At 56.3% G+C, this 10,923-nt stretch carries 23 protein-coding genes; 4 read left to right on the top strand and 19 right to left on the bottom strand.

What is annotated here, in order from left to right:
* From VMT30_02790 to VMT30_02775, 4 genes are all read left to right on the top strand, one after another.
* Positions 1–374 (top strand): hypothetical protein (locus VMT30_02790; GenBank protein HVQ43868.1); only part of this gene is annotated, 374 nt, incomplete at its 5' end.
* 13 nt (positions 375–387) lie between these two features.
* On the top strand, positions 388–1,107 hold the full coding sequence (locus VMT30_02785; GenBank protein HVQ43867.1) for a lysozyme: 720 nt from the start codon (positions 388–390) through the stop codon (positions 1,105–1,107).
* Positions 1,100–1,741 (top strand): hypothetical protein, encoded by a 642-nt coding sequence (locus VMT30_02780; GenBank protein HVQ43866.1) that lies wholly within the window; start codon positions 1,100–1,102, stop codon positions 1,739–1,741. Before VMT30_02785 ends, VMT30_02780 begins: the two co-directional genes overlap by 8 nt.
* Positions 1,738–2,118: a hypothetical protein gene (locus VMT30_02775; protein ID HVQ43865.1), complete on the top strand. Its 381-nt coding sequence runs from the start codon at positions 1,738–1,740 to the stop codon at positions 2,116–2,118. Before VMT30_02780 ends, VMT30_02775 begins: the two co-directional genes overlap by 4 nt.
* A 73-nt stretch (positions 2,119–2,191) precedes the next feature.
* Here the strand turns inward: VMT30_02775 and VMT30_02770 are convergent, their stop codons facing one another.
* The 19 genes from VMT30_02770 to VMT30_02680 form a co-directional block, all read right to left on the bottom strand.
* Entirely contained in the window at positions 2,192–2,497 is a 306-nt protein-coding gene (locus tag VMT30_02770; protein HVQ43864.1) for a hypothetical protein, read from the bottom strand.
* 1 nt (position 2,498) lies between these two features.
* Positions 2,499–2,981 carry a hypothetical protein gene (locus VMT30_02765; protein HVQ43863.1) on the bottom strand — a complete coding sequence of 161 codons (483 nt, stop codon included), beginning with the start codon at positions 2,979–2,981 and terminating at the stop codon, positions 2,499–2,501.
* Positions 2,978–3,280 (bottom strand): hypothetical protein, encoded by a 303-nt coding sequence (locus tag VMT30_02760; GenBank protein HVQ43862.1) that lies wholly within the window; start codon positions 3,278–3,280, stop codon positions 2,978–2,980. Before VMT30_02760 ends, VMT30_02765 begins: the two co-directional genes overlap by 4 nt.
* A 358-nt stretch (positions 3,281–3,638) precedes the next feature.
* Entirely contained in the window at positions 3,639–3,794 is a 156-nt protein-coding gene (locus VMT30_02755) for a hypothetical protein (protein HVQ43861.1), read from the bottom strand.
* On the bottom strand, positions 3,784–3,972 hold the full coding sequence (locus VMT30_02750; protein HVQ43860.1) for a hypothetical protein: 189 nt from the start codon (positions 3,970–3,972) through the stop codon (positions 3,784–3,786). The genes VMT30_02755 and VMT30_02750 overlap by 11 nt, the downstream gene beginning before the upstream one ends.
* 144 nt (positions 3,973–4,116) lie before the next feature.
* The gene (locus VMT30_02745; protein HVQ43859.1) at positions 4,117–4,890 is read right to left on the bottom strand and encodes an outer membrane beta-barrel protein; all 774 of its coding nucleotides are present in this window, start codon (positions 4,888–4,890) and stop codon (positions 4,117–4,119) included.
* 148 nt (positions 4,891–5,038) lie between these two features.
* Complete coding sequence (locus VMT30_02740; protein HVQ43858.1) at positions 5,039–5,248, bottom strand: hypothetical protein; 210 nt, start codon at positions 5,246–5,248, stop codon at positions 5,039–5,041.
* 99 nt (positions 5,249–5,347) lie between these two features.
* A complete protein-coding gene (locus VMT30_02735; protein HVQ43857.1) occupies positions 5,348–5,539 on the bottom strand; it encodes a hypothetical protein in 192 nt (63 codons plus the stop codon).
* A complete protein-coding gene (locus VMT30_02730; protein HVQ43856.1) occupies positions 5,523–5,705 on the bottom strand; it encodes a hypothetical protein in 183 nt (60 codons plus the stop codon). Before VMT30_02730 ends, VMT30_02735 begins: the two co-directional genes overlap by 17 nt.
* Positions 5,702–5,887: a hypothetical protein gene (locus VMT30_02725; GenBank protein ID HVQ43855.1), complete on the bottom strand. Its 186-nt coding sequence runs from the start codon at positions 5,885–5,887 to the stop codon at positions 5,702–5,704. The genes VMT30_02730 and VMT30_02725 overlap by 4 nt, the downstream gene beginning before the upstream one ends.
* Positions 5,884–6,090 (bottom strand): hypothetical protein, encoded by a 207-nt coding sequence (locus tag VMT30_02720; GenBank protein HVQ43854.1) that lies wholly within the window; start codon positions 6,088–6,090, stop codon positions 5,884–5,886. Before VMT30_02720 ends, VMT30_02725 begins: the two co-directional genes overlap by 4 nt.
* Positions 6,091–6,175: 85 nt before the next feature.
* Positions 6,176–7,015, bottom strand: coding sequence for a hypothetical protein (locus tag VMT30_02715; protein HVQ43853.1), 840 nt, complete (start codon positions 7,013–7,015; stop codon positions 6,176–6,178).
* Between the two features lie 115 nt (positions 7,016–7,130).
* Positions 7,131–7,439, bottom strand: coding sequence for a hypothetical protein (locus VMT30_02710; GenBank protein ID HVQ43852.1), 309 nt, complete (start codon positions 7,437–7,439; stop codon positions 7,131–7,133).
* Between the two features lie 217 nt (positions 7,440–7,656).
* Positions 7,657–7,815: a hypothetical protein gene (locus tag VMT30_02705; GenBank protein HVQ43851.1), complete on the bottom strand. Its 159-nt coding sequence runs from the start codon at positions 7,813–7,815 to the stop codon at positions 7,657–7,659.
* 52 nt (positions 7,816–7,867) lie between these two features.
* Complete coding sequence (locus tag VMT30_02700; GenBank protein ID HVQ43850.1) at positions 7,868–9,445, bottom strand: hypothetical protein; 1,578 nt, start codon at positions 9,443–9,445, stop codon at positions 7,868–7,870.
* A 165-nt stretch (positions 9,446–9,610) separates the two neighbouring features.
* Entirely contained in the window at positions 9,611–9,745 is a 135-nt protein-coding gene (locus VMT30_02695) for a hypothetical protein (GenBank protein HVQ43849.1), read from the bottom strand.
* Between the two features lie 173 nt (positions 9,746–9,918).
* Positions 9,919–10,305: a hypothetical protein gene (locus VMT30_02690; protein ID HVQ43848.1), complete on the bottom strand. Its 387-nt coding sequence runs from the start codon at positions 10,303–10,305 to the stop codon at positions 9,919–9,921.
* 67 nt (positions 10,306–10,372) lie between these two features.
* Positions 10,373–10,741: a hypothetical protein gene (locus VMT30_02685; protein ID HVQ43847.1), complete on the bottom strand. Its 369-nt coding sequence runs from the start codon at positions 10,739–10,741 to the stop codon at positions 10,373–10,375.
* Positions 10,741–10,923 (bottom strand): hypothetical protein (locus tag VMT30_02680; GenBank protein ID HVQ43846.1); only part of this gene is annotated, 183 nt, incomplete at its 5' end. The genes VMT30_02685 and VMT30_02680, both read right to left, overlap by 1 nt.

Genomic DNA, 10,923 nt, shown 5'->3' with positions numbered 1-10,923 from the left:
TAGACAGTCTGGAACTTCAAGGCGTGGAACAGAAAAACCGGCTTATCCACGTCGAACGGTCACTCGGCGAGGTTGCGCGAAATGTGACCGAATTAGGAAGCAAGCTAGACACAGTCGTTACAGCCGTGACAACGGTTACGGCACAGCCAAAGTTAGACGTTTACAAGGTCGTGCCGCTCATTGTTGCAATTACTATTCTAATCGGTGCGGCCTCTACTGCGATCACTTATATTTCGAGCAATATCAACGCCGCTGAAATGGCGCGACAAGCCGAACGGTTGGTGTTCATTAGGGAACGCCTCGACAATGGTTGGTTCAAACCGACCATAATGCAGATACGCGCGCCAGGCGGCGCGGTAACACCCTCACCCTAGGGACCCTGTGATCATGACGACTGGACGACTTTCGCAGGCTGGAGCGGCCTTCTCGGCGGCGCATGAGGCGTTGTATCTGTTCGCCTATGCTGACCCTGGAACCGGTCGAGAACCGTGGACAATAGGTATTGGTCACACACGCGCGGCCGGGCTTCCTGATGTGCGACGCGGCGACCGTGTGAACATTCCCGGTGCATTCCAGATTTATTCGAACGACATGCAACCGGTGCAAGCCAGCGTCCGGCTTGCGTTCAAGGCGGAGATCAACCAGGCACAGTTCGACGCGGCGTGCTCGTTTCAGCTCAATACCGGCGCCATACGCGCGGGCTCGATCGACGACAAGTTCAACCGGGGTGACATCGCGGGCGCGCTCGCGACATGGTCACAATACAACCGCGCTGGCGGCCGCGTCATGCAAGGGTTGATCAACCGCCGCGCGGATGAACTAGCGTTGTGGCGCACCGGCCGGTACCCGCCGAGCAAGATCCTGGTTCACGATACCGCGACCGGGTCCGGCCGCTATATCGCTGCGAGCGCGGTTCCGTGGGGTGACAGCATGCCGGCGACGCCACCGCCGGTCATCACGGCAGATAGGCCGCTTCCGCCTGTGGTGCGCTCGCCTGTGCCGGCTGGCGAGCCGGTGCGCGCTGTTGTGGTCGGTGCGGCGAGTGTTGACCCGGTCGTGCCATGGTGGCGCCGGGCATTAAAATTGATTGGAGTTTCATATGCATAGATTTCTTGCCCCTGTGATCATTTGCGCGCTCGTCCTCGCCTTGGGCGACTCAGCATATGCACAAACCACGGTCGATCTCCGGTCGCCGGCAACGGAGGTCGTGACCTGGATTGCCGGAGCGCTCGGCACGGCGTTGACCGCATTATCGGCCGTCGGCATCCGGTTCGTGTTCGCCAAGTTCGGGCTCGCGAATAGCCAGTATGAACAGAACCTCAATGACCGGTTGAATGACATCATTCACAAGGGCATTGATTTTGCGCTAGCCACGGCCACAGCCGAAGTTCAGAAGCAGGGAAGCGGTCTTGAAGCTGTCAAGTTTGACAATTATTTCATGTCGGTGGCGGCTTCCTACATTGCTCCGCGCGCGGCCGATATCCTGAAAAAGTTCACCATTTCGCAGGGTCGTCTTGAAGAAATGATTTGGGCGCGTATCCCGGCTTATGCTCAGGTCGTGCCGATCACGGGCGGCGCCTCGACACCGGACACTGTGAAAGCAGTCAGCAAGGAACTTGGGCGGCCGGTCGCCACACCCGCCAAGCAGCCGGACCCGGTTGTCGTGACGGTTCCGACCGACAAGGCGAAGGATCTTCCGGATCCGCGCGGTGTTGTCGAACGTACAACGAGCGGTTCATGACAAACATCGTAATCAATAACTATTATCAAATCGATCCAGACATTCGCGCCCAACTGGACCGAATCGAAACGGCGCTTACGACAGTCGAAGGAGACGTTATCGACATGACGAAAGTAACGGATGCGGCCATTGCCAAGATGACCGATGCGGTGACTGCGGATACCAACGCCGTGACCTCGCTCGAAGCGTTTCTCGTGGCCAATGCACAGGCCGTCAAGGATCTCGCGGACGAGCTGACCGCCGAGGGTAACGACGCCGCGCGCATTACCGCGCTCGCCGATGCCCAGATCGCCAATAGCCAACGTATCGCCGCGCTGATCCTCGCAAACACGCCGGTTGATCCGGGTGTCGTGCCGGCGCCGGTTCCGACTCCCTAGTCGGTCGCGCCGCACACCTCGTGCAGGCGGTGACACCGGTTCGGGGCCTTGGCGGGCAACCCGAACCGGTCTTTCAGTTCACCGGCCGCTTGTCTAAAAACCCCTGATGAACGATGATCGTCTTGCCGTTGCAGGTTCCTTTGACCTGATATGCCGGCGCGCCGTTGATCATTCCTTGTTCACATTCGAACGTCACGAAATATCGCGGCACGTTCTCCGGACGCGGTGCCGGTGGCACCATACCGGGCGGTAAGATCAATCCCGACGGCCTGGGTTTCGGCTGGATGGTCACAGTGCAAGTCGGATGCGTGTTCGGGTTCCATGTCGCTAGCTGAGGCATCCGCCAGGCGTTTTCGATGACGTCTTCGAGGCGGTACATCTCATCCATTTTCAAACACCGATGTTATACAACCTTCACCATGCGTTTCGTCGGTGCAATTGGTAGCTTTGACAAAATGATCAATGCACCACGGGCCACCATCTACTTCATCACAATAATATAGAACGTTCGTTTTACCTGGTGCGGCACAAACTACGCATTTGCTTTCTTGATTATTGTCGGTTCTAATTTCCTGTTCTTTACGATGGTAAGTTCTTTCTTCAATCACCCGGAAAATTTGCAAGCTTTCGGGTTTTAGTCTATTCCACCAAGGCATGCCGTCCCAACGTAACCATACCTTACGAATTTCTTCGATGGTTTTCCATTCTTTGGCTTTTAATTTATCATCCCAACAAGCGGGATAATCTTCGCTTTCACCAAGCCATATCACATCATCTTCACGTTTTGCGTAAGATCCGTCGGCATTTTTGACTTGATAGCAATGTGCGCTTGCTATGAAAAACTCTTTAATTTCTTTAATCATTGAGTATCCTCTAAAGTCTGGTCGATGAAATCCACGACCGTTTCGTGTTCGCTGTCCGTTGGGTCCATCCAAACCGTACATATGATCGACAGCTTATTCGCGGGTGAGGTGATTGCTCGGCGCACGGCCGCGAGCGCTTCGCGCGTATCGCGCAGCTTGTCTCGATCGTCCAACATGGGGGACATTGGCTCGCGCAGTGCGTTGGTGGCGTTCAAGGCGGCCTGCGAGAATTTAAGGGCGTCGTCGGACTTGTCCGCGCCGACGGCCTTGGTGATCAGCCTTCTGATTTCGTCGTTCACCGGGTTCTAGCTCCGATTACAGGGTTGATGAGGGAACCGCCCGCGCCGGGTCCACGAGCGCGGGCGGGTTGGACGGCGCGGCGCGGGATCGAACCGACACACCCGCACCTGTTGGCCTAGCGACACCTACCGGGCCTTGTCCGGTCATCGGGGCTGGCGCGCTCCTGATCCGCCAGCATTGCCTAGTGGCCGTCCACCAAGACACCGCGCGGGCGCGATGCCTGGGTCGAGGGTCATGAAATCGCCGGACGCTTACGGCTTGGCTTTGTGCTCTGTCCTGATTGGGGGCCAAGCTTTCCGATCGTCCGGCGTCGGGTGCCGTTCCGCACCCTCCCACACCACCGCCGTGGTCGTGGTTCTAGTTCGACTTGCCGGGTGCGCGCGGGTCTTGTGTTGGCGGCGGCGTCGGCTTGTCGGTATCGTATTTCTCGCGGAACGCATCCGGGTCGGCTTCATATTCCTTCCGGAGATCGTCTTTACGTGTGTCGGGTGTTGGTGTCGGTTCACGTGCCATTGTTGTTCCCTGGATGGTTGACCGGCAATAATAGATAAATGATCTCACGTTCGCTTATGTCGTCCTCGACCATAAGCTTGTAAATTTGTTCAATCACGTTGGTGATAATTTGTGCTTCCACACCGCTCGCATGATTTCTCTGTATGTAATATTTCTGAATTGTTTCCAGTGTGGTCACGTCAGTTTCCCAAAGCGAGAGAAAGCACGAAGCTAGCGAACCGATCGTCCAGCATGAATGCAATTACGATGGTTGCTAGCGAAGTGGTGGCCACAAGGGCGAATATGAAATCGAAGTAAGTCACGACTCGCCCCTGTGATTATCTTACCAGGCGTAGTTTACGCCAACGCGGATGACGTCGAGATCACTATCAGCTTTGTAGCCGTAGCGGATTTGGTCGAACAGGATCGAGCCTTGTGCATTGAAGGTGTCGAGGTCGAACCGTTGCCACTCGGCGAACGCACGCCAGTTGTCCGAAAGCTTGAGATCCACACCGGCGCCATAGGTGAACGCGGTCACGGTGTCGGTTGCGTTCTCGTGCAAGCCAATGCCCTGACCAGGACGACCGACATGGGCGCGGCCGTCGACGTCGACATCGACGAAGCCAATGCCGAGCAGGCCATAGACGCCGAGCCAGTCGGTTACGCGGATGCCACCTTTGCCGGCGAGGGTCGCCGTCCAGTTCACCGTCATTTTGAGATCGCCGGTGGCCAGCGCTTCGCCGTCTTCGTCGGTGGCGAACGTGTGATGCAGCGACGCGGTCGGGCCGCCGAGATCGAACTTCACGACCGGGCCGCCATAGAGTCGGCCGGCTTCAAAGTTGTAGCCGATCTGTACGCCGCCGCTGAACTCATCGCCGGACATGCCGGGAAGGCCAAACGATGCGGACTCGTCGCCGATGCTGATTGACGCGGATTGGCTAACGTCGATTTGCGACCAGTTCACCGAACCGCCGACATAGCCGCCACCAAAACCGATGGGTGCCTTGGTCATGGTGTCGAACGCCGGTGCATCCTTGGTCGAGCGGAGATCGGTGGCGTTTGCTGGTGCGACGTATGACATGATCACACCAGCGATCAAAATCAGTAGATATTTCATTGCGATAGTTTCCCCGTATGTTGATGGCAGTTGACCGGTGGCCGGGTCGAACGGCACCCTTCCGCGCTTGGCGTTGCACTCACCTATCGTGCTGGCCGGTCATAATATACAGCGGGCGACTCATCACTAGACGCCCGCTTACGCATTACTAAACCTTATTGCGGTCGCCGTAAGCCTGGTCGGCACGGTCCAGTATGTTTGCGGCTCGCATGTGTTGCTCAGATTCACCACTTAGCCGCGCGGCCGTTTCATTATCGCCGGCTGCGCGTGCAGCTTCGGCCTTATTGTCAAGCTCGACGCTGGCTTCGATCATCGTCTTGCTGACCTGTCCGACAGGGTGTGCATAATCGTCTGACATGGTTCCTCGGTGGGTTAGAGACGCCCGCGCGGCGGTCGGGGGATGTCCTGGGCACGACACCGCCGCGCGGGAACGCTAGGGGCGGTCTTCCTAGCGTGTTTAGTCGCCGCTCAGCTTGCGAGCGACGTAAGTGAAGATGTTGGCCGCGTGCCGGGCGTCGCGAGCTTTCTCGCCGTAGGATGCGCCGGACGGGTGCGGGCCGCGATCGTTGCGTTCCAACTTTTCATATCGCGCGGCGCGTTGGGTCTGTTCCTTGGCTTGCCGTGCCGGTGACTTATCGTTTGTCGTCATTGAGCTTCCCCGTTTGAGCAATCTCGCGATGCTGATTTGCCAGGTTTTCCAGCCCTTGTTTATCGGCCTGCTCGACGTAATCTTTTGGATTGATCGCATCGGCCTTGGCCTGGGTTTCATCGGCGAGCTTTTGGTGAACGTGAGTGTTCACCGGACCTTTGTTCATGGCTTGATCCTATTCGCTACATTATCGAGCGTTTCAGCAATGTTGTATTCTGTTTGGGCCTTGTCGTAGCAATCACGTTTCATCGTCTCGCTACCGGACACATGACCTTCCTTTGCCAAAGTATCGCCGGCCGCCCGATGGTTTTCGGCGCTTTCCTGATACTTGGTTTTATCGTCGTTCATCGCGTTGGATATTCCCGTTTGATTTGTTCAATGCGCTGGAGCGCGGCGTTGCCTGCAAGTTGTCGCTCTCGGTAAATTTGACCAGGACAATGGTCGCGCTTGCCGGTGTTGACGAGGTTTAGGCCAGCGGCATATTGCAACTTTAACCAATTGACGGCCGTGCGACGCGCCGCGTGCAATTCATCAGCGATGTGATCTGGCATTCTGCTCATAATATCTTTCTCCATTTGAGCGAGATAGAAAGACCGTAGGTCCTTTTAGTATATGCAGGACCTACGGTTGAAGTAGCTAGTTCGCAACGATTTTCAGATGCGATTTTTTGCGTGGTGCTTTGCGCATGCCCGCCGCGACCGTTGCGGCGTAAACGCTCATTTCATCGCGTGCAACCTTGCCTGCCAAGATTGGATATTCACGTTGCAAACGTTGCAAATAGTAATCTTTGGAACCGCCCTTCGCAGGCTTTGCAACGGTTTGCAACGGCTTCTCGTCGGTGCCTGTTATGATCACAGTGGCTTCGCGGCGGCGCGGCGACAGGCCGAACGCCAGGAAGATGAAACCACCGATCTCAAGGCCAAGCGGCAGAAGCAGCGGCACGTAAAGTTGCACTTTCGTCTCGTCAATGCCGAGCACTGCGGCGAGGCGATCGGACCCGGCGTCGACGGCTTGCACTGGCTTTGTGGTTGTCAGCGTCTTGCGGGCTTCATCAACCTTGCGTTCCATATCACGGCAACGATTGCCGCGTTTGGCACATTCGGCCTCCATGGACCGTTTAGCGGCCGTGTAGGCTTCATCGGCAAGCTTGGCGGTGCGGTTGATCGTTTCGGCCGTTGTCACCTTACCGGAGACATAGCCGCTCGATCGTGTGATCGATGCTGACAGGCTGAACCCGACGGCCAGCATGAAGAACAGCCAGAGCATCACGGCCTTAGCGGGTTGGCCCGATTTCATCGCCCGTTCCGCGAGTGGCGGCGTCGAGGCTGCGCAGATAGTGACGATGATGCCGGCGGCAACGAGTGGTGAATTCCAGCCTTCCGAAGTTGCGACGTGTTCAGCGTTCAACCAAACGGCCGTTGCGGTGAGGCAGGTTCCGCCGATCACGGCGGGGATTTTCCAGATGAGGTTGCTCATAATATCTTTCCTTGGGTGAGCATGATTAAAACCACCGACTATTTGTCGGCGGAGTATAGCGACGCGCTATGCGGTGGGATCAGCCGGACCCTCGCGGGTCCGACCGTCTCGTGCTTTACTTGGGAGCGTATTTCCGGCGGTACTCGTCGGCGTAACGTTCGGCCTCGGCGCGCTCGTAAGCGGCCTTGTTTTTCAACTTCTGAGCTTTGTTCGGGTCGGCGGTTTCTTCTGCTTCAATTTCAAGTCGTTTCGCATTGTTAAGCGATGTCGTCGATCCGGCCGCGTTCCAAGCACATTTGAAACCCTGCCAAGTATTTCCTAGATGCTCGCAGAATGTGCCGAGCTTTTTAGCGTCCAATGGTTCGGCGTGAGCGGCAGTTGAGATCATGAGTGCGGCTGCTAATGTCGTAACAATCTTAGCCATTTGTTTAGTCTCCCATACGGTAGGTCTAATCCCACCGCATAAAGCGTCGGTTTATTTGGACTGGGACTTTTCGGGTCCTCCCTGCTTCCGGTTTTTTCTAGGGTTCCCCTGATTTACTCAGGACCTTCGCGGTAGCAGTTCGTCTCTGATTACTAATATAGGTTCATACCGGTTCATAGTCAATAGTTATTTAAATTATTTTAAAATAGTTGGGGGATTAAATCCCCCTTTTTTCCCATTTTGCGAACCGGTGTCCGATTTCGTCTTTGTTTCCGGTTCCTTCTACTAGATGTCTGTGAAGGTCTCCGAAGATTTCTGCTAGTTCCTGATCTTCCGTTTCGCCGTAGTGTTTGAGTATGTATTTGTAGAGCTTCATGGTGTCCTCCGCTTCCTTCTGATTATTAATATAGGTTCATAGCGGTTCATAGTCAATAGTTGTTTTCTATTATTTCTTCGATTTCTTTAAATATTTTTGAGATGAACGTTTCTGCGTCAAGTTTACATTCGCTTTGGTTACGTTCAACGAACGTGGAATGCAGACATTTGATCCGTTGTTCAACGTTCCATGGCGCAAAGCCTGGGTTTTTATCTGGGTTTGCTTTGCGAGCGCGGATGATTGTTTCGGCCGTGCGTTTAGTCACATCTCGCGCGATGTTCTTCCATTCGTGACCCGTCCACCTTTCGACGTTCCAGCAATCACCCGCTGACCCTGTGATCATCCGGCATTCACCGACGGGTGTTGGTGTTCCCAAAGCAACCGGCGGCACGGCAGGGATGAGTACAGGGGGATCGATGTGAAATCCTTGTCGCGCCCAATGGTTAAGATCTTCTATGCTTGGATTTTCCAAATTGAAGTTTTCAGTTTTTTGGATAACGTTGAACGCTATCCAATAGCTCGCACAGGGTTCGAACATCTCGACCCATTCGCAGCCGGAGACTTGTCGACCTTGTATCCTCCATTGCTTCGTGATGCTGGTAAGATCCGGCCGGATGCGAAACACGGTTGATGCGGGTGCGGGTGGCGCCGGCATGTCGCCGGTATGACCAGCAACCTTCAGCTCGATCCGTTCGCCTTGGCGCTGAAAATCCATGATCGCAGTCGCCAGGTCGCGCACCTGGTCGCGGCTGAACAGTTCATCGGCGGTGTGCTCGCGCGGGAACGATCCGGCGCCCGGCGCGACCGATACGATTTCGGCGCCATCATTGCGGACGAGCGTCACGGTCTCACCAACCCTGTGACCATATTGCAGGATAGCGGTCTCGGCTTCGGCCTCGCTAGGAAACTGCCGCCACGGCCAAAGCTCCGGCTCACATGCTATCAACACTGATGACCATACTTCACCGTCCCATCGGGTAACGCTAAACCGGTCGGCATGATGTGGGTCGACCGTGATTCGGAATGCGCCTTCCATGATTTCGGCGCATGTCTCCGGAGCCTCGCCGGCAAGCGCGGGCGCCTCTGGTCGGCGGGCACCACACTGGCGGCAAGCGAAGTCATGACCCATGTGACATAGGCCGCCGACGGATGCTTCGTCGAATTTGCCGGTCAGTTTGTTTGCGAACAGGGTCGCGGTCTTCTCATCGCTGAAATGACCAGGTCCGACATTCACCCATCCGAAGCCGTTCCAAAGATGGACGTCAAAGTAAACAGGGTCGGTGGCCTTTGGTCCGTGATGACGCTCGATCGCGACTTGGCCGATGCGCTCGCCGGCCGGAAGGTGCGATGTGTTTGGATCAGGCGTCGGTGTCACCTCAACGCCGGTATTGCTGTCGCGTATGATCGGCGAACCCCAACGGGTTTCTTGACCGGCTGCGGCGGAAATATTGTCAACCTGAATAATCAGATCGCGAACGTTTGCCCATGCTGATGTTGGACCGACTGATTTTCGACTCCATTCGTAACCTGTCCAGGCTTCCAATGTTTTTAAATCATCGCCGGACCAATGAACAATGCGGACAAAGTTCAAGATTTCGAGCGGCGAACCATCAGGATTTGTTGGTTTCATTTGGTATTTCCGATTGGACGGTATCGATTAAGTCATCGAGTGCGTTGATTTTATTGGTTATAATCTGACAACCGTACCTGTCGGTTGCTTTTATATTAGCCATATACAGTTGGTCGCGGCACGCGGCCGCGACCAGCAAAAGCAAAGATCGCTCGGCTTCCGTCATCAGAACACCAACGCGCCGACGGTGAACGACACAACCGTGACGATCACGAACCAGGCAACCGGGTGGAGATCGGCGAACGACCAGCCGCGCCGGAACGCGCTGGCGCGGCTGGCTTCCACCAGCAAACCGGGCAAGATCCGATAGAACGACCACCAGGCGGACGGTCGCGTGATGTCTTGGCACTGAGGCGGCGAGGGTTGCCCCTGTGACCATCCCCGGTCGATCGCGCAGCCATAGGATGCAGGACACCCCTCGGCCGGGCATAGCTTCCCATCGTGGCGCGTGCAATGCCATGCTTCGAACGTCATCACGCGGCCGTCCGATACTTCTCAGCAAGCACATGTTCAACGAGCTGGTCGAGCGCGGCGCGTACTGGCGCCGGGACCGCGTCGAACGCCGCGACGGCCGGGTGGATCTGCGGGTGCTTGTCGACCGCTGCGGCGGCCGCCAACGCGGCGTGTGCGCGTGCTATGGCTTCCGGTTGACTGGCGACCAGGCGCGGGCGTGCCGGGGCTTGCGACTGGCGTGCGAGGTATCCAGGCAGCATGGACACAGGTATCCAAAGCTCATGGAAGCCGTGTGCGCCGGCGTATGCCAGCCCCGCGCCGATGACTAAGCCGGCGAGCAGCCCGGCACCGACGGCCAGGATTTTTGCGGTGGGAATGGTGAACGAAATCGTGTGAGTTTGTTGCATGACGATTCCTACATGATGAGAATGACGATCATCGTCAGACCGACGATGATCAGGCCGTGACCGATATTCATTCCGCCGCGACTTCGATCACCGGTAATTGGTGCTCGGCGATCACTCGCAACCGACGAATCAGCTTGTGCGGCACGGAACCCTTGCCGGTACCTTTGTCGAAATAGGCGTCGAGTTCGGCGAGCGTGCCGGCGCCGTCGATAAGCGCATCGAGCGCGCTCAAAGCGACGTCATTGTCCGGTGACTGGCCAGCGCGCATGAAGTCCACCAGGGCCGCGCTATAGGCGTCGAGTTCGCCGACCAGCCCTATGACCATATTTCCAGGCAAAGGCGGAGTGGCACCAACCGGGCGGTTGATGTCGGACAGCACTTCGCGGATTTTATTCGACAGAAGACCGCGTACAACTTCACTGGTTCTCTGATGCATTAGATAAGATCCTTATTTTTCAAGTAAGCCTTGCGGCGGGCGGCTTCGAGACTTTTGAAAACGATCAGGCGTTTACCGCCACGTGCGGCATTGCCTTTGTAGACTTCACCGGTTTTGATATTCTTGAGCGACCACCAATCCGGCTTATGCGCGACTGGTTGCCAATCATCTGGCATGGCGAA

Source organism: Candidatus Saccharimonadia bacterium (assembly GCA_035544015.1).
In the GTDB taxonomy this organism is placed as follows: domain Bacteria; phylum Patescibacteriota; class Saccharimonadia; order UBA4664; family UBA4664; genus UBA5169.
This window is presented reverse-complemented; position numbering and strand designations above follow the sequence as displayed.